The 24,286-nt window shown below is 71.6% G+C and carries 17 protein-coding genes and 1 pseudogene; 16 read left to right on the top strand and 2 right to left on the bottom strand.

What is annotated here, in order from left to right; translation table 11 throughout:
* The 8 genes from trpB (at window position 1) to FH608_RS44655 (ending at window position 8,639) form a co-directional block, all read left to right on the top strand.
* Window positions 1–1,224 (top strand): tryptophan synthase subunit beta, encoded by a 1,224-nt coding sequence (trpB, locus tag FH608_RS44690; RefSeq protein ID WP_394367745.1) that lies wholly within the window; start codon window positions 1–3, stop codon window positions 1,222–1,224.
* Window positions 1,225–1,287: 63 nt separating this feature from the next.
* Window positions 1,288–2,082: a tryptophan synthase subunit alpha gene (gene trpA, locus FH608_RS44685; protein WP_139637256.1), complete on the top strand. Its 795-nt coding sequence runs from the start codon at window positions 1,288–1,290 to the stop codon at window positions 2,080–2,082.
* A gap of 287 nt (window positions 2,083–2,369) precedes the next feature.
* Window positions 2,370–2,855: a MauE/DoxX family redox-associated membrane protein gene (locus FH608_RS44680; RefSeq protein WP_139637255.1), complete on the top strand. Its 486-nt coding sequence runs from the start codon at window positions 2,370–2,372 to the stop codon at window positions 2,853–2,855.
* Window positions 2,842–3,600: a DsbA family protein gene (locus tag FH608_RS44675; RefSeq protein WP_139637254.1), complete on the top strand. Its 759-nt coding sequence runs from the start codon at window positions 2,842–2,844 to the stop codon at window positions 3,598–3,600. The genes FH608_RS44680 and FH608_RS44675 overlap by 14 nt, the downstream gene beginning before the upstream one ends.
* Before the next feature lie 110 nt (window positions 3,601–3,710).
* Window positions 3,711–4,811, top strand: a complete 1,101-nt coding sequence (gene lgt / locus FH608_RS44670; protein WP_394367740.1) for a prolipoprotein diacylglyceryl transferase — start codon at window positions 3,711–3,713, stop codon at window positions 4,809–4,811.
* Window positions 4,808–5,512 carry a VIT1/CCC1 transporter family protein gene (locus FH608_RS44665; RefSeq protein WP_139637253.1) on the top strand — a complete coding sequence of 235 codons (705 nt, stop codon included), beginning with the start codon at window positions 4,808–4,810 and terminating at the stop codon, window positions 5,510–5,512. Before lgt ends, FH608_RS44665 begins: the two co-directional genes overlap by 4 nt.
* 1,475 nt (window positions 5,513–6,987) lie before the next feature.
* A complete protein-coding gene (locus FH608_RS44660; RefSeq protein ID WP_139637252.1) occupies window positions 6,988–8,052 on the top strand; it encodes a hypothetical protein in 1,065 nt (354 codons plus the stop codon).
* A gap of 29 nt (window positions 8,053–8,081) precedes the next feature.
* Complete coding sequence (locus FH608_RS44655; protein ID WP_139637251.1) at window positions 8,082–8,639, top strand: hypothetical protein; 558 nt, start codon at window positions 8,082–8,084, stop codon at window positions 8,637–8,639.
* 427 nt (window positions 8,640–9,066) lie between these two features.
* Here the strand turns inward: FH608_RS44655 and FH608_RS44650 are convergent, their stop codons facing one another.
* Window positions 9,067–10,611 carry a bis-aminopropyl spermidine synthase family protein gene (locus tag FH608_RS44650; protein WP_226900467.1) on the bottom strand — a complete coding sequence of 515 codons (1,545 nt, stop codon included), beginning with the start codon at window positions 10,609–10,611 and terminating at the stop codon, window positions 9,067–9,069.
* A gap of 292 nt (window positions 10,612–10,903) precedes the next feature.
* Between FH608_RS44650 and gltB the strand changes: the two genes are divergently transcribed.
* From gltB to pyk, 8 genes and pseudogenes are all read left to right on the top strand, one after another.
* Window positions 10,904–15,409 (top strand): glutamate synthase large subunit, encoded by a 4,506-nt coding sequence (gltB, locus tag FH608_RS44645; protein ID WP_193318976.1) that lies wholly within the window; start codon window positions 10,904–10,906, stop codon window positions 15,407–15,409.
* Window positions 15,410–15,423: 14 nt separating this feature from the next.
* On the top strand, window positions 15,424–16,902 hold the full coding sequence (locus tag FH608_RS44640; RefSeq protein WP_139637250.1) for a glutamate synthase subunit beta: 1,479 nt from the start codon (window positions 15,424–15,426) through the stop codon (window positions 16,900–16,902).
* Window positions 16,903–17,026: 124 nt separating this feature from the next.
* Window positions 17,027–17,608 (top strand): TetR/AcrR family transcriptional regulator, encoded by a 582-nt coding sequence (locus FH608_RS44635; RefSeq protein ID WP_139637249.1) that lies wholly within the window; start codon window positions 17,027–17,029, stop codon window positions 17,606–17,608.
* A gap of 88 nt (window positions 17,609–17,696) precedes the next feature.
* Window positions 17,697–18,686 (top strand): annotated as a pseudogene (locus tag FH608_RS54595) (MFS transporter); the annotation flags it as partial.
* An 85-nt stretch (window positions 18,687–18,771) separates the two neighbouring features.
* Entirely contained in the window at window positions 18,772–19,170 is a 399-nt protein-coding gene (locus FH608_RS52105; protein ID WP_193318988.1) for a hypothetical protein, read from the top strand.
* Window positions 19,171–19,312: 142 nt separating this feature from the next.
* On the top strand, window positions 19,313–21,058 hold the full coding sequence (locus FH608_RS44625; RefSeq protein ID WP_139637247.1) for a S8 family peptidase: 1,746 nt from the start codon (window positions 19,313–19,315) through the stop codon (window positions 21,056–21,058).
* Window positions 21,055–21,405 carry a DUF2784 domain-containing protein gene (locus tag FH608_RS44620; RefSeq protein WP_139637246.1) on the top strand — a complete coding sequence of 117 codons (351 nt, stop codon included), beginning with the start codon at window positions 21,055–21,057 and terminating at the stop codon, window positions 21,403–21,405. Before FH608_RS44625 ends, FH608_RS44620 begins: the two co-directional genes overlap by 4 nt.
* A gap of 35 nt (window positions 21,406–21,440) precedes the next feature.
* On the top strand, window positions 21,441–22,871 hold the full coding sequence (pyk, locus tag FH608_RS44615; protein WP_139637245.1) for a pyruvate kinase: 1,431 nt from the start codon (window positions 21,441–21,443) through the stop codon (window positions 22,869–22,871).
* 252 nt (window positions 22,872–23,123) lie between these two features.
* Here the strand turns inward: pyk and dapD are convergent, their stop codons facing one another.
* The gene (gene dapD / locus FH608_RS44610) at window positions 23,124–24,086 is read right to left on the bottom strand and encodes a 2,3,4,5-tetrahydropyridine-2,6-dicarboxylate N-succinyltransferase (RefSeq protein WP_139637244.1); all 963 of its coding nucleotides are present in this window, start codon (window positions 24,084–24,086) and stop codon (window positions 23,124–23,126) included.
* Window positions 24,087–24,286 lie beyond the last annotated feature (200 nt).

Here is a 24,286-nt window from a genome sequence, read left to right as displayed (position 1 = left end):
ATCCTGACCGCCGCCGACCTGGCGGGCAACGGCCCGCACGGCGACGACCCCGACGTGCGCGGCAAGTTCGGCATCTTCGGGGGCCGGTTCGTCCCCGAGGCGCTCATCCCGGCGCTCGACGAGGTGGCCGCGGTCTACGAGAAGGCCAAGAACGACGCGGAGTTCCTGCGCGAGTTCGACCACCTGCTGCGCACCTACGCGGGGCGGCCCACCACGCTCACCGACGTGCCGCGCTTCAGCGAGCACGCCGGCGGCGCGCGGATCGTGCTCAAGCGGGAGGACCTCACCCACACCGGCGCCCACAAGATCAACAACGTGCTGGGCCAGGCGCTGCTGACCAAGCGGCTCGGCAAGAAGCGCGTGATCGCCGAGACCGGCGCGGGCCAGCACGGCGTGGCCACGGCCACCGCGGCCGCCCTGCTCGGCCTCGAGTGCGTGATCTACATGGGCGCGGTCGACTGCGAGCGCCAGGCGCTCAACGTCGCGCGGATGAAGCTGCTCGGCGCCACCGTGGTGCCGGTGACCAACGGCTCCCAGACGCTGAAGGACGCCATCAACGAGGCGTTCCGCGACTGGGTGACCAACGTCGACACCACCCACTACCTGTTCGGCACCGTCGCGGGGCCCCACCCGTTCCCCGAGATCGTGCGCGACTTCGCCCGCATCATCGGCGTCGAGGCCCGCCGCCAGATCCAGGAGCTGACCGGCAGGCTGCCCGACGCGGTGTGCGCGGCGGTCGGCGGCGGCAGCAACGCGATCGGCGTCTTCCACGCCTTCATCGGCGACCAGGACGTCCAGCTGCACGGCTACGAAGCGGCCGGGCACGGCCTGGAGAGCGGCGAGCACGCGCTGACGCTCACGGCGGGCTCGGTCGGCGTGCTGCACGGCTCGCGCACGTACGTGCTGCAGGACGACGAGGGCCAGACCATCGAGTCCCACTCGATCTCGGCCGGGCTCGACTACCCCGGCGTCGGCCCCGAGCACGCCTGGCTGAAGGACTCCGGCCGCGCCACCTACCACGGCGTCACCGACGACCAGGCGATGACCGCGTTCTCGCTGCTGGCCAGGACCGAGGGCATCATCCCGGCCATCGAGTCCTCCCACGCCCTCGCTGGCGCGCTGGAGCTGGGCCGCGAGCTCGGCCCGGAGGCGACCATCCTGGTCAACCTCTCCGGCCGCGGCGACAAAGACATGGGCACGGCGATGAAATACTTCAACCTCTGACGAGTCGCCACCCCCGCGTGGCGGGGACACCATGACGTGACTCGAGCTTCGAAACGGACAGACATGACGACTCTTCAGACGGTTTTCGCCAAGGCCAAGGCGGACAACCGGGCCGCGCTCGTCGGCTACCTGCCCGCGGGCTTCCCCTCCAAGGGCGGTGACGTCGCCGCCGCCGCGGCCCTGGTGGAGGCCGGCTGCGACGTCATCGAGATCGGCCTGCCCTACTCCGACCCGCTCATGGACGGGCCGACGATCCAGGACGCGGTGCACAGGTCGCTGACCAACGGCACCCGCATCGCCGACGTGCTGCGCACGGTCGAGGGGGTCGCCGCCACCGGTGCCGCCACGCTCGTCATGACGTACTGGAACCCGATCGACAAGTACGGCGCCGAGCGGTTCGCCCGCGACCTGGCCAACGCCGGCGGCACGGGCACGATCACGCCCGACCTGACGCCGGAGGAGTCCGAGCCGTGGCGCGCCGCCTCCGCCGGGGCGGGCATCGACACGGTGTTCCTGGTGGCGCCCAGCTCGACGGAGCACCGCATCAAGGCGGTCGTCGACTGCTGCACGGGCTTCGTGTACGCGGCCTCCCTGATGGGCGTCACGGGCGCCAGGGAGACGGTCAACGTCGCCGCCGAGGGCCTGGTCGAGCGGACCCGGCAGCACACCGACCTTCCGGTCTGCGTGGGTCTGGGCGTCGGCACGGGAGCGCAGGCCGGCGAGGTGGCGCGCTACGCCGACGGCGTGATCGTGGGGTCGGCGTTCATCCGCCGCATCCTCGACGCGCCCGACGAGGCCGCGGGCCGCGCCTCCATCGCCCAGCTGGCCGGCGACATGGCCCAGGGCGTGCGCCGCTAACAGCCCTTACGCCACCGGGCTCGCCGCCGTGCGCGCGAGCCCCTTCGGTCGCGCGCCCGCGGCGTGACCGGGCGAGACACGGCTTAGCCGGCGCTTATCCGGCACGTGGTCATATGGGTTCCCGGTACTGTGCCCATTCCCGGCCCGTTCCCGACCGGCCCTGGTTCGTTCCCAGCCGGTCCCGGCCGGTCGCGGGCGCTTCCGGCCCGCGTCAGGCGCAGAGAAAGAGGAGATGACCCGTGGACGCGTCACTATCGTCACCGAGGGCCTTCGCCGCGATACCCTGGGTGACGACGGTCGCCCGGCTGGTCCTGGGTGGGGTGCTGATCGCGGCGGGCGCGCTGAAGATCGGCAACCCGGCCGACTCGGTCCTGGCGGTCAAGGCGTACCAACTGCTGCCCGAGTCGGTCGCGGTCTCGGTGGGCTACGCCCTGCCGATCCTCGAGATCGTCGTCGGTCTGCTGCTGGTCGTCGGCCTGTTGACCAGGGTGGCGGCGGTGATCGCCGGGCTGCTCATGCTCGCCTTCGTGTTCGGCATCGCCTGGGCGTGGGCGCACGGCCTGCGGATCGACTGCGGCTGCTTCGGCGGCGGCGGCCAGCTCGGGGTGGGGCAGGAGCCGACCTACCTGCTGGACATCCTGCGGGACTTCGGGCTCGCCCTGCTCGGAATCTGGGCGGTGCGTTTCCCGCCGGGCCGTTACGCGCTGGACGGTGCACTCGGCCTCGGAGGCGACAATCGTAGTGAGGGGGAGTACGACGATGAGCAAAGCTGAGCGCACCAAGACCAAGACGGCGCGCGAGAAGATCAAGGAACAGCAGGCCGCCGCCCGTGCCCGTGACAGGCGCAGGCGGATCGCCACCTACTCGACCGCGGGCGTGGTCGCGGTGGCGGCGGTGGGGTTCGGCTGGTGGTATCTGGCGAGTGCGTCCCAGTCGGAGGTGGCCTCCGGCTCGCTGGCACCGATCACCGTGCAGTCCGACGGCTCGGTCGTGATGGCCAAGCAGGGCGTCACCTCGCCCGTGGTGGACATCTACGAGGACTTCCAGTGCCCGGCCTGCAAGGAGCTCGAACGGGTCAGCGGCCAGACGTTCAAGAACCTCGCCGCCGAAGGCAAGGCGAAGGTCGTCTACCACCCGATCACGATCTTCTCGCAGGAGCCGACCAAGTCCAACTCCGTACGCGCGGGCAGCGCCGCCCGCTGCGTGGCCGACGGCAAGCAGTGGATGGCCTTCCACGACCTGCTCTACCAGAACCAGCCCTCCGAGACGGAGGCGGGCTTCACGCCCGACCAGCTGAAGAGCTGGGGCAAGGACGCGGGGGTGACCTCGCCGGGCTTCGACCAGTGCGTGACCAGCGGGAAGAACGCCGACGCGCAGCTCTCGTACAGCAAGAAGATCGCTGACGAGCAGAAGCTGGAGCATACGCCGACGGTGAAACTGAACGGCACGGAAATCGACAATTCCGTACTCTTCACCCCGCAGCAATTGCGAGAGGAGATTACGGGGGCGGCCAAGTAGCCTCACTTCCGCTACCCTCACCTGACATGCCCCTTGCCTCGATTCCCAGCCCTTCTCAGGGGGTCTGGTATCTCGGAATCATCCCGATCCGGGCTTATGCGCTATGCATCGTGCTCGGCGTCATCGTCGCCGTATGGCTGAGCGATCGGCGCTGGCGCGCCCGTGGCGGCCAGAAGGGGACGATCGTCGACATCGCCGTCCCCGCGGTCATCTTCGGGCTGATCGGCGGCCGCCTCTACCACGTCATCACCGACTGGCAGACCTACTTCGGCAGCCGCGCGATCAAGGAGCCCATCCAGGCGCTGTTCATCTGGGAGGGCGGCCTCGGCATCTGGGGCGCGATCGCGCTGGGCGCGCTCGGCGTCTGGTGGGCCGTGCGCCGGCGCGGCATCTCCATGAGCGCCGTCGCCGACACGGTCGCGCCCGGCATCGCCTTCGCCCAGGCCATCGGCCGCTGGGGAAACTGGTTCAACCAGGAGCTCTACGGCTCGCCGACCACGCTGCCGTGGGGCCTGGAGATCGACGCCGACCACGGCGGCGAGCCGGGGGTCCTCTACCACCCGACCTTCCTGTACGAGTCGGTGTGGGACCTGGCGCTCGGCTTCGCGCTGCTCTTCGCAGGCCGGCGCCTGCTGCTGCACCACGGGCGGCTGTTCGCCCTCTACGTCGCGGGCTACACCCTGGGCCGCTTCTGGATCGAGGGCCTGCGCATCGACCCCGTGGGCGGGGTGGACCACGCGGTGACCTTCCTCGGGCTGCGGCTCAACCAGTGGACGTCGATCGTGGTGTTCGTCGGCGCGCTGGCGTACTTCTGGCTGGCCAGGAAGCGCGACAGCGTGGAGGTCGTGCTGCCACCGGACGCGGCCGACCCGGCCCACCAGGCCGACCAGGCCGACGCGGCCGCCGAGACGGCCGGGGAGGGAGACACCGAGCCGGCCGCGGACCAGTCCGAGGGCTCCACAGCGAGCTCCGTGACATCCACCGGGCCGGGAGACCCGGACAAGCCCGCCTCGGCCAGCACCGCCACCGAAACCTCCGAGGAGGAGACCTCCGAAGCGGAGGTGTCCGAGGCGGGGGCCTCTGAGGCGGAGACGACTTCGGAGGTGGAGACGGCCTCCGAGGCCGAGGCGCGCGACGTCGCGGACACCTCCGAGAGCGACCTCTCCGGCGCCGAGGGCGAGGTCGTGACCAAGGGGAAGAACCCTCGATGAGCGGTCGCGCGGAGATGCACCACCAGCACCGCGACGTCACCGGAGGCTGGTTGCGGCCATCGGTGTTCGGCGCGATGGACGGCCTGGTGTCGAACTTCGCGCTCATCGCCGGTGTCGCGGGCGGCACGGCCGACACGAAGGTCATCGCCCTGAGCGGCGTCGCCGGGCTCGCGGCCGGGGCGCTGTCCATGGCGGGCGGCGAATACGTGTCGGTGGCCAGCCAGCGCGAGCTGGCCCAGGCCGAGATCGCCGTGGAGCGCCGCGAGCTGGCCCGCCACCCCGAGGACGAGCAGGCGGAGCTGGCGCAGAGCTTCGTCGACAAGGGCGTGTCGCCCGACCTGGCCGCCGAGGTGGCCGGCCAGATCTCCCGCAACCCCGACCGCGCGCTGGAGGTGCACGCCCGCAACGAGCTGGGCGTGGCGCCCGGCGAGCTGCCGTCACCGCTGGTGGCCGCGGTGTCGTCGTTCCTGTCGTTCAGCGTGGGGGCGGTGCTGCCGCTGCTGCCGTACCTGTTCGGCGCCCGTGACCTGCTGGCGTCCGCGGTGGTGTCCTGCCTGGCGCTGTTCGCGGCGGGCGCGCTGGTCTCCGCCGTGACGGCGCGCACCTGGTGGTTCTCGGGGCTGCGGCAGCTGGTGGTGGGCGGGGTCGCCGCGGCGGTCACGTTCGGCGTCGGCAACCTGATCGGCGCGGCGGGAGTGTGATGGCCCGCAGACGAGGTGGCTCGGGCTCGCACGGCCGCCCTTCACCCCACACCGACCCGGATGCCCGCACCGACGCCCGGGGCCGTACCGAGGGCCGAGGCAGAACCGAGGACCGGGGCGGAACGGAGGGCCGGGGCGGAACGGAGGGCCTGGGCAGCACCGACGCGTGGGGCCGCAGCGACGGTCTGGGCGGCGACGCCAGGGGCCGCACCGACAGCAGGGGCCGTACCGACGCCAGAGGGCGCGGCGACCTCATGGGGCGCGGCGACGCAAGCGGCCAGATCGACTCATGGGGCCTCGCTGACGCCGGAGGGCGCGGCGACGATGGAGTCGGCTTCGACGCTTGGGGCAGCACAGCGGGCGGCCGGGGCTCCGGTGACACGCAGAGTACGGGCCGCACCCGAGGCAGGAGGGGCGCGCCAGGTACGGACGGCCCCGAACGCATGGACGGCGGGCGCGGCGTGCGAGGCGCCGACGGCGCCGGCCGCATGGACGGCAGGCGCCGCGCGCGAGGCGTGGAGGGCGCGGGCCGTGCACGCGACATGGACGGCATGGACGTTATGGGCGGCACGCGCGGCGTAGAAGGCGCGGGCCGTGCACGTGGCACGGATGCTATGGACGGCATGCGCGGCATGGACGCTGCGGGCGGCATGCGTGGGATGGACAGTCCGGGCCGCACGCGGGGTAGCCGCCACGCCGCCGCCGACGGTGGTGACGGACGCGGGTCGGCACCGGGGGCGGATGGCGGCTGGTTCGGGCAAGGTCATGATGGTGGCTGGGCCGGCCAGGGCGCGGATGGTGGCAGCTGGTCCGACCGTGGCCCCGATGGTGGTGGCTGGTCCGATGGCGGCTCGAGTGGTAACGGGCGGCCCGGCTACGGCCCCAGCGGTGGCGGGATTGCCGGGCCTGGAGCCGGCAGGGGTGGCTTCGGCGACACAACCGGTGGTGCCGGGTCCGGCGCTGCCGGGGGCGGTTTCGCGGCGCCGGGCGTGGATGGCGGTGGGTATGCCGCCTCGGGTCTGGAGAGTGGTGGTTGGTCGGCTCAGGGGCCGGGTGGTGGTGGCCTGTCGGGGGGCGTTGCCGGGGGTGGTTTCGCGGCGCCGGGCGTGGAAGGGGGTGGGTATGCCGCGTCGGGTCTGGAGAGTGGTGGTTGGTCGGCTCAGGGGCCCGGCGGCGGTCAGTCGGCGGCCGGAAGCGAGGGTGATGGGCGTTCGGCCGGGTCCCGTGGTGGGCGGAGGGCGCGCATGCGTCGCGGGCGCGCGGCGGCGGGCGCGGATGACGTCGCCCCGGACACGCGCGGCGCATCGGCGAGTGGGGGCCGCGAAGGACGTAACCGCTCGGTAGGCGGCGATCCGGAGGCGCTTGCCCGGTGGTTCGATGGTGACGGCGAGGCGCATGGCCGTGCAGGGGGAGGCGACGCCGGGCCGCTCGACCGGTCGTTCGTGAGTGACGCTGAAGTGTTAGACCGCTCGGTGGTGAGCGGGGGGTTCGAGGCGGTTGAGCGGCCCCGCGGGCGGCGGTCGTCCGGCAGGGCGAAGGGCGGCGGCCGTTCCGAGGCCGGGGCTCGTGGTCGCGGGCAGGCAGACGAGGCTGCGGCGCGGGGCGCCGAGGGCGGGCCTGCCATCGATGACTGGTATGGCGCTGATGATGAGCTCGGCCTCGATGGTGGGCCTGCGGGTGAGGGCGGGCCTGGCGTCGATGACGGGCGGATCGCCGGCGAGACGGACGGTGGTGGGCGGTTCGGGCGTAAGCGGCGGCGGACCCCGCGTTCCGACTGGCAGCTCCCCATCCTCACCGGCCTGGGCCTGCGCCCGAAGCAGCAGCGCCTGATCGTCGTCATCGCCTCCGTCGTCGGGGTCCTGGCGGGCATGGGAGGGCTGGTCGTCGCGATCAACTCCATAGGCGACTACACCCCGGAACGCCGGGCCGAGGCCGCCGCGGTCGCGCCCGACACGACGCTGCCGCACGAGTTCAGGGGCTGGAGCTCTCCCAAGCTGTTCGATGCCGTCATGGACAGGGCGAAGGACAAGCGGGCGCTCACCGAGAAGGAGGTGTTCGGCCAGAGCGAGTTGTCCGTCAGCAAGAAGCTCAAGCTGAAGCTGGTCGCCAAGAAGCTCGACGCCGACTGCGCCACGGCCCTGTGGGGTACGGAGCTGCTCGACCAGGTGTCGGACGCCGGCTGCACCCAGGCCGCCCGCGGCCTCTACGCCAGCTCCGACGGCCGCTACATCGGCCAGTACACGCTGCTCAACCTCAAGGACGGCCGGTCCGCCGCCGACCTGGTCGAGTCGTTGAAGACTCTTTACCGCGCCGGGTGGACGCGCCCCCTCGCATCCTCCAAGGCGGCCTTCCCCTCGGGCGGCTACTCCGAGGCGGGCGGCTACGCGCTCGGCCACTACGTCGGCCTGGTGTGGCTCGGCCGGGCGGACGGCGCGGAGCCTGGCCCCGGCGAGGACTTCGTCTCCCTGACGCTCGCCCTGCGCGGCGCCGAGAAGGCGGTCTACCGCCGCGTCGTCTCGATCACGGGACCGCCGTCCTGATGGGGTCGCGCCGAGTAGCCTTCTCCGCGGTGGTCGCCTGCGCGATCATCGCCGTCGGCGGCTGGTTGTGGTTGCGCGGCGACGAGCCCAGGCCAGCCGGCTTCCACGCCGAGCCCACCTCCGCCTTCTACGCCGCCATCGACACGCGCCAGAACGACGCCGCGCCCCTCACCCCGGACGAGGTCTTCACCCCTGCCACCCAGACTCTCGGCGGCATGCGGGTGAGCTCCACGCGGCAGTTCGCCGACTGCGACGAGATCCTCTGGGGCACCTCCGCCACGGGCTGCACGCAGGCGCTCCAGGCCATCTACACCGGCGGTGGGATGGCGGGGCAGTTCGTGATCTTCAACCTGGGCGACGGGCGCGCGGCCGACGCGCTGGTGGCGGCGCTGGGCAAGGACGGGTTCGTACGTCAGGACGCCGCCTTCGAGGCCGCCCACAGCCGGGCCCAGGCCCGTGCCATGGGCCATTACGTGACCGTGAGCTGGGTCGGCGGGACGGCCCCCGCCCAGGACATGGTCGCCGCCCTCGTGGCGCTCGACGGGCTGGGACGGGTGGTCCAGGGCCGCCTCGTCGCCGCGACCTGACCCCACCTTCCAGGCACCTTCCAGGCTGACTCCGCCTCGGGACCTGACTCCGCCTCCCGGCCTGACCCCGCCTCCCGGCCTGACCCCGTCTCCCGGCCTGACCCCGTCTCCCGGCCTGACCCCCGTCTCGCGACCTGACTCCGCCTCGCGGTCTGGCCCCGCCTCGGCACCTGACTCCGTCTCGCGACCTGGCGCCCTCTCGGGACCTGACTCCGCCTCGCGACCGGCTCCAGCCTGCGACTTGACCTCAGCCCATGCTCTGACCCAGCCCGCGACCCCGCAGCCGAAAGCCGAGTTCAGCGGGCTCCGCGACGGGTCGGTGGCCCCTGGTCCGGGTGTGGGCCGTTCCTCTGGTCTGCGCGGCCGAGATCGTACGTGCCGCCGGCCCGATCCTTGCGGAAACTTGGGGACGGGATGGTGGCGCCGGTCAGGTGGTGGTGGTCAGGGACGTGACCGTTCGCGCGACGGCCTCCGGGAGGCTGGACAGGCGGTGGAGCGGGGCGTCCAGCGGGGTCAGGCCCTCGGCCCACGGCGCGGCCTCGGCGATCAGGGCGCGGGCCTCGTTCTTGGTCAGGGTCGTGCCCTGCTCCCGGGCCACCGCGATCAGAGCCTCGCGCCACGTGTTGGCCAGCTTGGCGTGCCCGTTGTCCAGGATCCTGCGCAGCACCGAGGCCGCCTCGCCGTCCGGCTGGGGCAGGCGTACGGCGTCCAGGACGTCGCCCCCGGCGCCCGGCTCGTAGACGGCGGCCAGCACGCCGGGCAGGGGCGGCAGGCCGGAGCCCACGACGCGGACGTGGGAGGCGCGGGTCGCCAGGAGGACGCGCGGCAGGGCGGCCTCCAGGCCGGGCGACAGGGCGATCGCCACGCGGCCGGGCGCGGCGGCGTACGGCTTCGACAGCCAGGTGGACAGCCGCACCCTGGACTGGCCGAGCTCCTTGGGCCAGTCGCCCACCAGCAGGTCGGGCTCGAACCCCTGGAGCGCCTCCACCGGCGCCGAGGGCGTGCTCTGAGCGCTTTCCACCGACTGCGGGCCCTGGGTGTAGATGGCGGTCGTCTGGCGGCTCAGGCGCGACGTGACGGCCGGACGTGTCTTGGTGGTGGGCCGGAGGATGTACAGGTCGGCGGCCGAACCGATGGCTTCTGCCCCGAAATAGCGGTTGAAATCGGGATAGATGGCCTCGTACGTGAGGTTGAGGTCCATCAGGGCCCGCTGCACCTTGAGCGCCAGCATCGGGGTGCGCTCGCCCGCGCCGTACGCGAGCAGGATGCGGCCGCCGTCCTTGACGGCCTCGGCGGCGCGCGCCACGAACAGGCCCACCCCCTCCGGCGTGTACGGCGGGTCGGTGAGCGCCAGGTCGTGGTCGCGGACGGAGGAGGGCAGGCCGAGGCGCAGGTCCGCCCAGTGGGTGCGGACGCCGAGCCCCTGCTCGTCGATGTAGGCCAGGATGCGCTCGTCGACGTCGGCCACCGTGACGTCGGTCTCGGGGTGGACCAGCTTGACGGCCAGGGAGGTCAGGTCGTGGTCGCCCACGCACAGCAGCCGCGAGCCGGGCAGCCAGAACCGGGCGCCCAGCAGCAGCGCCCGGCGCAGCACCGTCTCCGGCGTGGCCGCGACGTGGTCGAGCGTGTGGCGGGCGCGCGGCGCCCCGGCGACCAGGCCCTCCAGCCGGTCGAGCACCGCCGCGTAGTGGGGGAGCAGGTGGGCCACCGGGTCCTCGGGCGGCGGGGCCAGCGCGATGAGGTGCTGGTAGTCGGGGGTGTGGGTGAGGGGGACGCGGAAGGCGTCGCCCTTGCGCTCCAGCGTGAGCTCCCGCAGCAGGGCCTCGACGGTACGCCTGGACGTGGCGGTCTCCCTGACCAGGCCGGCCAGCGTCCACCACTGGCCGTCGCACACGAGGGCCAGGGCGTGCCGCAGCCGCCTGCTGTCGGCCCCGGCCTCGTCGAGCAGGCGCTCCACCCCGTCACGCTCCATGGAGGCAACCTTATCGAGGGCTCGCGGCCCGCCGATCCCCGTCCGGGGCGGGGTGAGCGGGCTCGCACTTCGTGCCGGAAATCTAGCCTGTCCAGGGGGAATTTCGCAGGCCTCATACGGGGTTTGGGATAGAGAGTTCGGATGCCGGGCGAGGCCGAATGTTCGCAATGCGGACGTGGCGGGCACCATTCCGGCAGGTTGCGGTAACCTCTACCCACGATATGCAGCAGGGCCAACGTCGTCCCCGCCTGTAGAGCAGTTCATGACAGACGATGACGACGGGAGGGATTAAATGCCTGCTGCCCACCTCGGGTTCCCCGAGCCTCAGGGCCTGTACCACCCCGCCAACGAGCATGATGCCTGCGGTGTCGCCATGGTCGCCGACGTCGCGGGGCGCCGGGGGCACGGGATCGTGGTCAAGGCGCTGACGGCGCTGTGCAATCTTGATCATCGGGGGGCCAAGGGTAGCGAGCCGGACACCGGTGACGGAGCCGGGATCCTGACGCAGATTCCCGACGGGTTCTACCGCGAGAGCGTGCCGTTCACGCTTCCCGCCGCCGGCGCGTACGCGACCGGCATCGCCTTCCTGCCGTCCGACGAGCAGGCCAGGGGCGTCGCCACCGGCCTGATCGAGGAGATCGCGGCCGAGGAGGGCCTGACCGTGCTCGGCTGGCGCGAGCTGCCGGTCGACCGCGCGCTGCCCGGGCCGAGCGCCAGGGCCGTCATGCCGCACTTCGCCCAGCTGTTCGTCGCCGACCCCGAGGGCCGCGAGGGCGTGGAGCTCGACCGGCTGGCCTACTGCCTGCGCAAGCGGGCCGAGCACGAGGCCGACGTCTACTTCCCGTCGCTGTCCGCCAGGACGGTCGTCTACAAGGGGATGCTCACCCCCGACCAGGTCGAGCCGTTCTTCCCCGACCTGAGCGACGAGCGTTACGAGACGGCGATCGCGCTGGTGCACTCGCGCTTCTCCACCAACACGTTCCCGAGCTGGCCGCTGGCCCACCCCTACCGCTACATCGCCCACAACGGCGAGATCAACACGGTCAAGGGCAACCGCAACTGGATGCGGGCCCGTGAGGCGATGCTGGAGTCCGCCCAGATCCCGGGCGATATCTCGCGACTTTTCCCCATCTGTGACCCGGATGGCAGCGACACCGCCAGCTTCGACGAGGTCCTGGAGCTGCTGCACATCGGCGGCCGGAGCCTGCCCCACGCCGTGCTGATGATGATCCCGGAGGCGTGGGAGAACCACACCGAGATGGACCCCGCGCGCCGGGCCTTCTACGAGTTCCACTCCTCGATGATGGAGGCCTGGGACGGCCCCGCGTCGATCACGTTCACCGACGGCACCCTGGCCGGCGCCGTGCTCGACCGCAACGGCCTGCGCCCCGGCCGCTTCTGGGTGACCGCCGACGGCCTGGTCGTGCTGGCCTCCGAGGCCGGCGTGCTCGACTTCAGGCCGGAGGACGTGGTCAGGAAGGGCCGCCTGCAGCCCGGCCGCATGTTCCTCATCGACACCGCCCGCGGCAAGATCATCGAGGACGACGAGATCAAGGCCGAGCTGGCCGCCGAGCTGCCGTACGCCGACTGGCTGCACGCGGGGCTCGTCCGCTTCGAGGAGCTTCCCGCGCGGCAGCGCGAGATCCCCACGCACGAGGCGCTGGTCAAGCGGCAGCAGACCTTCGGCTACACCGAGGAGGAGCTGCGCGTCATCCTGTCGCCGATGGCGAGGGCGGGCCAGGAGCCGATCGGCTCCATGGGCACCGACACGCCGGTCGCCGTGCTGAGCGAGAAGCCGCGGCTGCTGTTCGACTACTTCACGCAGCTGTTCGCGCAGGTCACCAACCCGCCGCTGGACGCCATCCGCGAGGAGCTGGTCACCTCGCTGGCCAGCACCATCGGCCCCGAGGGCAACTTGCTCGACCCGGGCCCCTCGTCGTGCCGCCAGCTCGTGCTGCCGTACCCGGTGATCGACAACGACGAGCTCGCCAAGATCATCCACATCAACGACGAGCACGACCTGCCGGGCTTCCACCCGTACGTCATCAGCGGCCTTTACGAGGTCGCCGGCGGCGGCGAGGCGATGCTGCGCCGCCTGGAGGAGATCAGGGCCGAGGCGTCCAGGGCCATCGCGGGCGGCGCGCGGATCATCGTGCTGACCGACCGCGGCTCGTCCGAGACGCTGGCGCCGATCCCGTCGCTGCTGCTGACCGGCGCGGTGCACCACCACCTGATCCAGGAGAAGACCCGCACCAAGATCGGCCTGGTCATCGAGACCGGCGAGGCCCGCGAGTGCCACCACATGGCGCTGCTCATCGGCTACGGCGCCGGCGCGATCAACCCGTACCTCGCGATCGAGACCATCGAGGACCTCGTCGACACCGGGGCGCTCCAGCTCGACAAGCGCAAGGCCGTGCGCAACCTGATCAAGGCGTACGGCAAGGGTGTCATCAAGGTCATGTCCAAGATGGGCGTGTCCACGGTGGCCTCCTACACCGGCGCGCAGATCTTCGAGGCGCTCGGCCTGAGCCAGGAGGTCATCGACTCCTGCTTCGCCGGCACCACTTCGCGCCTCGGCGGCGTCGGGTTCGGCGTGCTGGCCGAGGAGGTCGGGCAGCGCCACCGCCACGCCTACCCGCGCGCGGAGAACGCCCACCGCAGGCTCCGGGTCGGCGGCGAGTACCAGTGGCGGCGCGAGGGCGAGCCGCACCTGTTCAACCCCGAGACCGTCTTCAAGCTGCAGCACGCCACCAGGACCCGCCGCTACGAGATCTTCAAGGAGTACACGAACCTCGTCGACTCCCAGTCGGAGCGGCTGATGACCCTGCGCGGCCTGTTCAAGCTGCGCGCGGGCAACCCGATCCCGATCGAGGAGGTCGAACCGGTCGAGAGCATCGTCAAGCGGTTCTCGACGGGCGCGATGTCGTACGGCTCGATCTCGATGGAGGCGCACGAGACGCTCGCCATCGCGATGAACCGGCTCGGCGGCAAGTCCAACACCGGCGAGGGCGGCGAGGACCCCGAGCGGCTCTACGACGCCCAGCGCCGCAGTGCCATCAAGCAGGTCGCCAGCGGCCGGTTCGGCGTCACCAGCGAATACCTGGTGAACGCGGCCGACCTGCAGATCAAGATGGCCCAGGGCGCCAAGCCCGGCGAGGGCGGCCAGCTGCCCGGCCACAAGGTCTACCCGTGGATCGCCAAGACCCGGCACTCCACGCCCGGCGTCGGCCTCATCTCGCCGCCGCCGCACCACGACATCTACTCGATCGAGGACCTCGCCCAGCTCATCCACGACCTGAAGAACGCCAACCCCGACTCCCGCGTGCACGTCAAGCTCGTGGCCGAGGTCGGCGTCGGCACGGTCGCGGCGGGCGTGTCCAAGGCGCACGCCGACGTGGTGCTCATCTCCGGGCACGACGGCGGCACCGGCGCCTCGCCGCTCACATCGCTCAAGCACGCGGGCGCGCCGTGGGAGCTCGGCCTGGCCGAGACCCAGCAGACGCTCCTGCTCAACGGCCTGCGCGACCGCATCGTCGTCCAGGTCGACGGCCAGCTCAAGACCGGCCGCGACGTCGTCATCGCCGCGCTGCTCGGCGCCGAGGAGTACGGCTTCGCCACCGCGCCCCTCGTCGTCAGCGGCTGCGTCATGATGCGGGTCTGCCACCTCGACACCTGCCCCGTGGGCGTCGCCACGCAGAACCCTGAGCTGCGCAAGCGCTTCACCGGCAAGCCGGAGTTCGTGGTCAACTTCTTCGAGTTCATCGCCGAGGAGATCCGCGAATACCTGGCCGAGCTGGGCTTCCGCTCGCTCGACGAGGCGATCGGGCACGTCGAGATGCTCGACATGACGGCGGCCGAGAACCACTGGAAGGCCGGCGGGCTCGACCTGTCGCCGATCCTGCACCGGCCCGAGCTGCCCGAGGGCACCGCGCTGCGCAGGACCGCCGAGCAGGACCACGGGCTGCGGCACGCGCTGGACAACACGCTGATCCAGCTCGCCGAGGGCGCGCTCAACGAGGGCACCCCGGTGACGCTGGAGCTGCCGATCCGCAACGTCAACCGCACGGTCGGCACCATGCTGGGCCACCAGGTGACCAGGCGCTACGGCGGCCAGGGCCTGCCCGACAACACGATCGACATCTCGTTCACCGGCTCGGCGGGCAACTCGTTCGGCGCGTTCGTGCCGCGCGGGATCACGCTGCGGCTGACCGGCGACGCCAACGACTACCTCGGCAAGGGCCTGTCCGGCGGGCGGATCACCGTCCGGCCGCACGACGAGGCCCCGCTGGACGGCCAGATCATCGCCGGAAACGTCGCCCTGTACGGCGCCACGTCCGGAGAGGTGTTCGTCCGCGGCGTCGTCGGCGAGCGGTTCTGCGTGCGCAACTCCGGCGCCACGGCGGTCGTCGAGGGCGTGGGCGACCACGGCTGCGAGTACATGACCGGCGGCCGGGCCGTCGTGCTCGGCCCGACCGGGCGCAACTTCGCGGCCGGCATGTCGGGCGGCATCGCCTACCTGCTCGACCTCAGGCCCGAGCGGGTCAACCGCGAGATGGTCGCCATCGAGCCGCTCACCGAGCAGGACGGCGAGTTCCTCAAGGAGACGGTCGAGAAGCACTTCGCGGAGACCGGCTCGCCGGTCGCCAAGGAGCTGCTGGCCGACTGGGACGCGGCGCTCGGCCGGTTCGGCAAGATCATGCCGACCGACTACAAGCGGGTGCTGGCCGCCGCCGAGGCCGCCCGCATCGAAGGCAGGGACATCGACGAGGCCGTCATGGCGGCTGCTGTTCAGGGTTAAGGGAGGCGTACCGAATGGCTGACCCCAAGGGTTTTCTCACGCACGACCGGGAGCTGCCGGCGCGCCGCCCCGTGGACGTCCGCATCAGCGACTGGCGCGAGGTCTACGAGGACTTCTCGCGCGAGAAGCTGACCAAGCAGGCGTCGCGCTGCATGGACTGCGGCATCCCGTTCTGCCACAACGGCTGCCCGCTCGGGAACCTCATCCCCGAGTGGAACGACCTCGTCTTCCGCCACGACTGGCGCGAGGCGATCGAGCGGCTGCACGCCACCAACAACTTCCCCGAGTTCACGGGCCGGCTCTGCCCGGCGCCGTGCGAGGCGGCGTGCGTGCTCGGCATCAACTCCGACCCGGTGGCGATCAAGCGGGTTGAGGTCGAGATCATCGACCGGGCGTTCGCCGAGGGCTGGGTGACCCCGCAGCCCCCGTCCGTCAGGACCGGCAAGAAGGTCGCGGTCGTCGGCTCGGGCCCGGCGGGGCTGGCCGCCGCGCAGCAGCTGACCAGGGCCGGGCACGACGTGGTCGTGTTCGAGCGGGCCGACAGGATCGGCGGGCTGCTGCGCTACGGCATCCCCGAGTTCAAGATGGAGAAGCGGCACATCGAACGCCGCCTGGAGCAGATGCGGGCCGAGGGCACCGAGTTCCGCACCGGCGTGAACGTCGGCGTCGACATCACCGCGGCCGAGCTGCGCGAGCAGTTCGACGCCGTGGTGCTGGCCGGCGGGGCCACCCAGTGGCGCGACCTGCCGGTGGCCGGGCGCGAGCTCAAGGGCGTCTACCAGGCGATGGAATACCTGCCGCTGTCCAACAAGGTCCAGGAGGGCGACTACGACCGCTCGCCCGTCTCGGCCGAGGGCAAGCACGTCGTGGTGATCGGCGGCGGCGACACCGGCGCCGACTGCATCGGCACGGCCATCCGGCAGGGCGCCGCGTCGGTGACCCAGCTGGAGATCATGCCCAGGCCGCCCGCGACCAGGCCGGGCAGCCAGCCCTGGCCGACGTACCCCATGCTGTTCAAGATGGAGAGCGCCCACGAGGAGCTCGAGGACGGCGGAGGAGCGCGGGTCTACGCCGTGTCCACCACCGAGTTCGTCGGCGACGCCGACGGCAACCTGCGGGCGCTGCGGCTGGTCGACGTCGAGGGGCCGCAGAGCGGGTTCAAGCCGATCCCGGGCTCCGAGCGGGAGATCCCGGCCGAGCTGGTGACGCTGTCCATGGGCTTCCTCGGGCCCGAGAAGGGCGCGCTGCTGGAGGATCTGGCCGAGGCCGGCGGTGACGGCTTCTACGACGCCCGGGGCAACGTCTCGCGCGACAAGACGTACATGTCCAGGGTGGACGGCGTCTTCGTGGCCGGAGACATGGGGCGCGGGCAGTCGCTCATCGTGTGGGCCATCGCCGAGGGGCGGGCCGCCGCCTCGGGCGTGGACCGGTATCTGAGCGGGGACACGGCGCTGCCGTACCCGATCCTGCCGACCGCGCGACCGCTGGTGTGACCTGGGGGTCCTGACCCCTTCTCCGAGAGAGCGCCCTCCGTACGGCGGGCGCTTTCGCATGTCCGGGGAATTGCACAGTCTGTAAAGCTTGCACGGCCTGCAAGTGTTGCGTAGAGTGCAAGGCATGGAGAGTCCCCAGCAGCGGCGAGACCGTCGCCGGGCCGAGAAGCGGCGGGCCATCAGGATGGCCGCCGTGCGGATCGCGCTCGACGAGGGGATCGAGGCCGCGACCGTGGAGGCGATCAGCGCGGCGGCCGACATCTCGCCGCGCACCTTCTTCAACTACTTCGCGTCCAAGGAAGAGGCGCTCGTCATGGAGCCGCTCTGGCGGCCCGAGGAGCTCATCGACCTGCTCGCCGCACGGCCCGCCGACGAGCCGGCCTTCCAGTCGCTGCGGGCCGTGACGCGCGATCTCGCCGTCCGGATCAACGGGATCTGGGGCGACATGAAGCCGTTCATCGAGCTGCGCAGCCGCCATCCAGAGCTGGCGGCCAAGGCCAGGGCGGCCGACGAGACCAAGCTCATGGACACGGTCTTCGAGGTCGTCAGGAGCCGTCCGGGTGTCACCGGCAGGATCCACGCCAGGGTGCTCGTCGTCGCGTCGTTCGGCGCGACGATCTCGGCCATCCAGGAGTCACAGGAGTCGGGCGAGCCGGTGGAACGGCTGCTCGACGAGGCGTTCGCGCTGCTGGAAAAGGGACTCTGACCTCACAGGGAGAAGCGGCGACCGGGGTGGCACCCCCGATCGCCGCGGATCGCTCCTGCCCTCGCGAAAGAAGCAAGGAGATCACTCAATGCTATCCCCATCCCGCGGGTCACTGTGGGCGAGCATGGGCTCACTCATCCTGACCATGTTCCTGGCCGCCATCGACCAGACGGTCGTGGCGACCGCCATGCCGACCATCGTGGGCGAGCTGCACGGCCTCGACAGCGTGTCGTGGCTGGTCACCGCGTTCGCGCTGACGTCCGCCATCGCCACGCCCCTCTACGGCAAGCTCAGCGACATGTACGGCCGCAAGAACCTCTACCTGTCGGCCATCGTCGTGTTCGTCGCCGGGTCGGCCCTGTGCGGGCTCGCGCAGTCGATGGGCCAGCTCGTCGCCTTCCGCGCCCTGCAGGGCATCGGGGCGGGCGGCCTCATGGTCCTCAACATGACGATCGTCGGCGACCTGGTCACGCCCCGCGAGCGCGCCAGGTTCCAGGGCATCTTCGGCGCGGTCTTCACCCTGGCCACGGTCGCCGGGCCGATCCTCGGCGGCTACCTCACCGAGCACGTCTCCTGGCGCTGGATCTTCTACATCAACCTGCCGCTCGGCGCGATCGCGCTGGCCGTCGCGTTCGCCGTGCTCAAGCTGCCCAAGCGGGTCTCCCCGCACCGGATCGACTGGTCCGGCGCCGTGCTGATCTCCGGGCTGCTGACCTGCCTGACGCTGCTCGCCTCCTGGGGCGGCACCGTCCACGCCTGGTCCTCGCCGGTCATCCTCGCGCTCGGCGCCGGGTCGGTGCTGCTGGCCGTGCTGTTCGTGCTGGTGGAACGGGCGGCGGCCGAGCCGGTGCTGCCGCTGCGGCTCTTCCGCGACGGGACGTTCACGATCCCCGTGGCGGCCGTCGTGCTGCTGGCCACCGCGATGCTCGGCGCGGCCACGTTCCTGCCCATGTTCCTGCAGCTGGCCGGCGGGGCGAGCGCCGCGGACTCCGGGCTGCTGCTGCTCCCGCTGATGGGCGGGATGGCCGTCTCGTCCACGCTGGTGGGGCAGCTCGTGCACCGGTTCGGCCGGTACAAGTGGTTCATGGTGATCGGGGCGGCGCTCGCCGGGATCGCCGGGCTGCTGTTTGCCACCATGGACCTCGGGACCAGCGGGCGCGTACATGGTGCTCTTCGGGACCGGGCTCGGCATGGTCCTGCCGAACGTGATGCTCGCCGTGCAGACCACCACGCCGGCGGCCGACAGGGGAGCGGCGACCTCCGCCGTCACGTTCGCCAGGGGCATCGGCGGGGCCGTGGGCGTGGCCGTGCTGGGCGGCGTCTTCAGCGGCCGGCTCGCCGCCGGGCAGGCCGCCCTCACCCCCGAGACGATCCAGGCGCTGCCCGGGGCCGCGCGGCACGCCGCGCAGCTCGCCTTCTCCGACGCGATCACCGGGGTGTTCGTGTGGGTGGGGCCGATCCTGCTGGCCGCGGCCATCCTGATGGCGTTCCTGAAGGACCTGCGGCTGTCGCACGCGCCCGAGCTCGTGGCCGCCTCCGAGCGGGAATCCACCCCCGTGTGATGCGCTCTGAACGCCAGGTGAGGCGGGCTCCCAGGTGGGGTCCGCTTCACCACTTCCCATCCGAAATTTCACTGCTTAGCTGCATTGGCTGTTTACTGACGGGAACATGCATATTCTGCGGCACTGGGTGGATGGGGGAAGCATGCGGCGAGTCGCCTCTGGGGGGATGGCGCTGGCCGCCATGGCCGTGTTCACCGCCTGCTCGGCCCCGGCGGCCCCGCCCGCGGCCTCGCCGGCGACCCCTGCCGCGGCACCGCAGCGCTCCGCCGCCCCCGCGGGCCCCGCGTACCTCGTCTTCTACGCCGACGGGCGGCAGCGCCAGGCACGGGAGGCCGTCCGCACGGCCGGCGGCACCATGGTGGGGGAGGACGCCAGGCTCGGCTACCTGATGGCCTCGGGCGGCGACGGGTTCGTGGAGAAGGTGGGGGCGGACGGCTCCATCGTCGGGGTGTCCCCCGACAGGAGCATCGGCTTCGTCACCGACCCCGCCGCCGACCCCACGACCGGCCCCACCACCGAGACGGCCGCCCGCCGTACGGGCTCGACGTCGAGCACCCGTACGGAATCTACGTCGAGCGCGGCCGCCTTCCCCGACGCCGAGTCGCTCACCGGGCCACGCGCAGGAGAGCCGCTGGCCGGCCGCCAGTGGGACATGCGGATGATCGGGGCCGACCGCGCCCACGCCAAGGCCCCCGGCAGCAGGAAGGTGCTGGTCGGCGTCATCGACACCGGCGTGGACGGCAAGCACCCCGACATCGCCCCCAACTTCAACCGCGAGCTCAGCCGCAACTTCGTCACCGACATCCCCAAGGACAAGAACGGCGACACCCTCGACGGCCCCTGCGAGGCCGCCGGCTGCAAGGACCCCGTGGACGAGGACGACGACGGCCACGGCACCCACGTGGCCAGCACCATCGCCTCGCCCGTCAACGGCATCGGGGTCGCCGGCGTCGCACCCGACGTGCAGATCGTGAACATCAGGGCCGGCCAGGACTCCGGGTACTTCTTCCTCAAGCCGAGCCTCGACGCCCTCACCTACGCCGCCGACATCGGCGTGGACGTCGTGAACATGAGCTACTACGTCGACCCCTGGCTGTTCAACTGCAAGTCCAACAAGTCCGACACCAAGGAACAGCAGCTCGAACAGCGGGCCATCATCACCGGCATGCAGCGGGCGCTCGACTACGCCCGCGAGCGCGGCGTCACGCTCATCTCCGCCCTCGGCAACGGCTCCACCGACCTCGGCCACCCCAAGGTCGACAAGGAGAGCCCCGGCTTCCCGCCGGGCGAGAAGAAGGTCCGCCAGGTCGACAACGCGTGCGTGGACGTGCCCGCCGAGTCGGGCGGCGTCATCTCCGTCTCCGCGGTCGGCCCCTCGGGCCGCAAGGCGATCTACAGCGACTACGGGGTCGAGCAGACCGACATCGCCGCGCCCGGCGGGGACGCGCTGGACGGCACCGGGGCCAAGGCCACCAGGTCGATCCTGGCCGCCGCGCCCGAGCGCGTGCTGCGCGCCGCAGGGCGGATCGACGCCGACGGCAACCCCAAGGGCTCCGACGTCGTCAAGGACTGCACCCGCGGCACCTGCTCCTACTACCAGTACCTCGACGGCACCTCCATGGCCGCCCCGCACGCCGCCGGCGTGGCCGCCATCCTCGTCAGCCGCTTCGGCAAGCCCGGCAAGGGCGGGCTCGAACTCGCCCCCGCCACCGTCGAGGAGCTGCTGTACAAGACGGCCACCCGCAAGGCGTGCCCGTCACCCCGCGAGTACGTGTACAAGGCGTACGGCCAGACCGTGACCCAGGACTGCGAAGGCGGCCAGGACGACAACGGCTTCTTCGGCCACGGTGTCGTCAACGCCTGGAACGCGGCTACCGTCGAACCATGATGTATCGCATCATCGCGGACGCCGCGATGGTGCTGCACTTCGCGTTTCTCGCCTACCTCGCCGTGGGCGGGTTCGTGGCGTGGCGATGGCGGCGTACGATAGGGGCACACCTGGCCGTCGCCGCCTGGGGCGTGATCTCGATCCTCAGCGGGGTCGAGTGCCCGCTGACGGTGCTCGAGAACTGGGCGCGCCGACGCGCCGGGATGAACGGGCTGTCTCCCGGCGGGTTCATCGACAACTACATCGAGGGTGTCGTCTACCCGGGCGAATACACGAACGTGGCGCGTCTGGGGGTCGCTGTTCTCGTTCTGTTCTCTTACGTCGGTTACGTTCTCCGTCGTCAGTGACTGCCAAGTGGTCTGTACCAATTAAGGTAGGACTCGTGACTCGTCGCGCGAAAATAGTCTGCACCCTAGGCCCCGCCACATCGTCCAAGGAACGCCTGCGCGAGTTGATCGCCGCCGGCATGGACGTGGCACGGTTCAACCTCAGCCATGGCACCCATGATCTGCACAGAGAGATCTACGACCGGGTCAGGGAGGTGGCGGCCGACCTCGGCCGCGGTGTAGGCGTGCTCGCCGACCTGCAGGGCCCCAAGATCCGCGTCGGCACCTTCGAGGAAGGCCCGGTCCGGCTCGGCTTCGGCGACGTCTTCGCCATCACCACCGAGGACGTGCCCGGCGACCGCGAGCAGGTCTCCACCACCTACAAGGGCCTGCCCAACGACGTCCGCCCCGGAGACACGATCCTCGTCGACGACGGCCGCCTCGTGCTGGAGGCCACCCGCGTCGAGGGCGACCGCATCATCACCCGCGTCGTCATCGGCGGCATGATCTCCGACAACAAGGGCCTCAACCTGCCCGGCGTCAACGTCAGCGCCCCCGCCCTGACCGACAAGGACGAGGCCGACCTGCGCTGGGCGCTGCGCACCGGCTTCGACATGATCGCCCTGTCCTTCGTGCGCCGCCCGTCCGACGCCGACGTGGTGCGCAACATCATGGAGCAGGAGGCCGTCCGCCTCCCCCTGCTCGCCAAGATCGAGAAGCCGCAGGCCGTCGACCGGCTCCCCGAGATCGTCGACGCCTTCGACGGCGTCATGGTGGCCCGCGGCGACCTCGGCGTCGAGCTGCCGCTGGAGCAGGTGCCGATCGTGCAGCGGCGCATCATCGAGCTGTGCCGCGAGAAGGCCCACCCGGTCATCGTCGCCACCCAGATGCTCGACTCGATGATGAGCTCCCCGCGCCCCACCCGCGCGGAGGCCTCCGACGTGGCCTACGCGGTCATGGACGGCGCCGACGCCGTCATGCTGTCCGGCGAGACCTCGGTCGGCAACTACCCGGTCGAGGCCGTCTCCACGATGGACCGCATCGCCTGCGCCTCCGAGGAGACGTCCCTGCACGCCACGCACACGCTGGAGCGCATGCCGGAGACCACCGGCGGCGCCATCGCGCGCGCCGCGGCCGAGGTGGGCGCCATCGTGGGGGCCAAGGCGCTGATCGCGTTCACGATGTCGGGGGAGACGGCCCGCCGCCTGGCCCGCTACCGCTCGCCGATCCCGCTGCTGGCCTTCACGTCGTCGCCGCACGTGCGGGGGCAGCTGTCGCTGACGTGGGGGGTGGAGACGTTCCACGTGCCGTTCGTGCACCACACGGACGACATGGTGCGGCAGGTGGAGGCGTCGCTGCTGTCGTCGGGGCGGCTGGAGAAGGGCGACAAGGTGGTCATCGTGGCCGGGTCCCCTCCCGGCACGCCGGGCTCCACCAACGCCCTCCGCGTCCACACCATCGGCTCTGCGGTCTCCCACGCCCATTAAGACCAAGGGGTCGTACGGCTTCGCACGGTGGGCGCCACCCGCCGACCGTGGCTGAGGGCCCTCCAGGGAGACGCTCACCCGCCTCACCGCCGCACCACCGTCACGGCGAATCGTCGGCCGGTTCGGTGGTGTCCGGGTGGGCCTGTCACGAATGGCGCTCGTCACGCCAGGGTCACCAGAGGGCGGGGGAACCCAGGACCGGGAGACGGGCGGCGACGTGCCGCCCGTCCCGGGAGCGGCCGGGGGAGTGGGTCAGTTGGAGTGGAGGGCGGCGTTGAGCTCGATGCCGTCGCCCGTGCGGGGCACCGCCTCCACCGCGCCCGACTGTGAGTTGCGGCGCAGCAGGATGCCGTTCGAGCCGGACAGCTCGGCGGCCTTCACCACCGTCCCGTCCGGGAGGGCGACCTTCGTGCCGGCCGTCACGTAGAGGCCCGCCTCCACCACGCAGTCGTCGCCCAGCGAGATGCCGATCCCCGCGTTGGCGCCCAGCAGGCAGCGCTCGCCGATCGAGATGACCTGCTTGCCGCCGCCCGAGAGCGTACCCATGATCGAGGCGCCGCCGCCCACGTCGGAGCCGTCGCCGACCACCACGCCGGCCGAGATGCGCCCCTCGACCATGGAGGCGCCCAGCGTGCCGGCGTTGAAGTTCACGAAGCCCTCGTGCATGACCGTGGTGCCGGTGGCCAGATGGGCGCCGAGGCGCACGCGGTCGGCGTCGGCGATCCGCACGCCGGAGGGCAGCACGTAGTCCACCATCCGCGGGAACTTGTCCACCCCGTACACCGTCACCGCGCCCCGCGCTCGCAGCCGCAGCCGCGTCCGCTCGAAGTCCGGCACCGGGCAGGGCCCGAAGTTCGTCCACACGACGTTGGCGAGCAGGCCGAAGATGCCGTCCAGGTTCACCCCGTGCGGCCTGACCAGCCGGGCCGAGATCAGGTGCAGCCGCAGGTAGACGTCGTGCGCGTCCACCGGCGCCTCGGAGAGCTTGGCGATGCCGGTGCGCACCGCCACCACCTCCACGCCCCGCGCCGCGTCGGGACCCGCGAGCTCGGCCAGCTCGGGAGCCTCGCCGGCGGACAGCCGCTCGGTGCCCGTCGTGGGCGCGTCGCCCAGCTCGGGGGCGGGGAACCAGGTGTCGAGGACGGTGCCGTCGGCGGCGATGGTCGCGAGCCCGACGCCGAACGCGCCGGTCGAGGTGGGATCAATAGCAGTCACGAGCCCAAAAATACCGTTTGACGGACCGGGCGGGAGCGCACAGGCCCGCGGGGAGTGTCCGGGGACCGGCCCGGGATGCTGATCCGAAAATCGGTGGTTCAGTGGGCAAGCGGCAGCGAACGCCAGCAGGGTCGGGCGTTTCGGGGTGATGCGTGGTCAGTTGGCGGGTTCGACAGTGACGCTGTAGCCAAGGGCTTGGA

It is taken from the genome of Nonomuraea phyllanthi, from assembly GCF_006334985.2.
Taxonomy (GTDB): domain Bacteria; phylum Actinomycetota; class Actinomycetes; order Streptosporangiales; family Streptosporangiaceae; genus Nonomuraea; species Nonomuraea phyllanthi.
This window is presented reverse-complemented; position numbering and strand designations above follow the sequence as displayed.

What these genes read in the sequence shown, in the direction of transcription:
- trpA (WP_139637256.1), top strand. Translation starts at nt 1,288, where the DNA reads ATGACGACTCTTCAGACGGTTTTCGCCAAGGCCAAGGCGGACAACCGG.
- FH608_RS44675 (WP_139637254.1), top strand. Translation starts at nt 2,842, where the DNA reads ATGAGCAAAGCTGAGCGCACCAAGACCAAGACGGCGCGCGAGAAGATC.
- FH608_RS44665 (WP_139637253.1), top strand. Translation starts at nt 4,808, where the DNA reads ATGAGCGGTCGCGCGGAGATGCACCACCAGCACCGCGACGTCACCGGA.
- FH608_RS44650 (WP_226900467.1), bottom strand. Translation starts at nt 10,611, where the DNA reads ATGGAGCGTGACGGGGTGGAGCGCCTGCTCGACGAGGCCGGGGCCGAC.
- gltB (WP_193318976.1), top strand. Translation starts at nt 10,904, where the DNA reads ATGCCTGCTGCCCACCTCGGGTTCCCCGAGCCTCAGGGCCTGTACCAC.
- FH608_RS44640 (WP_139637250.1), top strand. Translation starts at nt 15,424, where the DNA reads ATGGCTGACCCCAAGGGTTTTCTCACGCACGACCGGGAGCTGCCGGCG.
- FH608_RS44635 (WP_139637249.1), top strand. Translation starts at nt 17,027, where the DNA reads ATGGAGAGTCCCCAGCAGCGGCGAGACCGTCGCCGGGCCGAGAAGCGG.
- FH608_RS52105 (WP_193318988.1), top strand. Translation starts at nt 18,772, where the DNA reads ATGGTGCTCTTCGGGACCGGGCTCGGCATGGTCCTGCCGAACGTGATG.
- FH608_RS44625 (WP_139637247.1), top strand. Translation starts at nt 19,313, where the DNA reads ATGCGGCGAGTCGCCTCTGGGGGGATGGCGCTGGCCGCCATGGCCGTG.
- FH608_RS44620 (WP_139637246.1), top strand. Translation starts at nt 21,055, where the DNA reads ATGATGTATCGCATCATCGCGGACGCCGCGATGGTGCTGCACTTCGCG.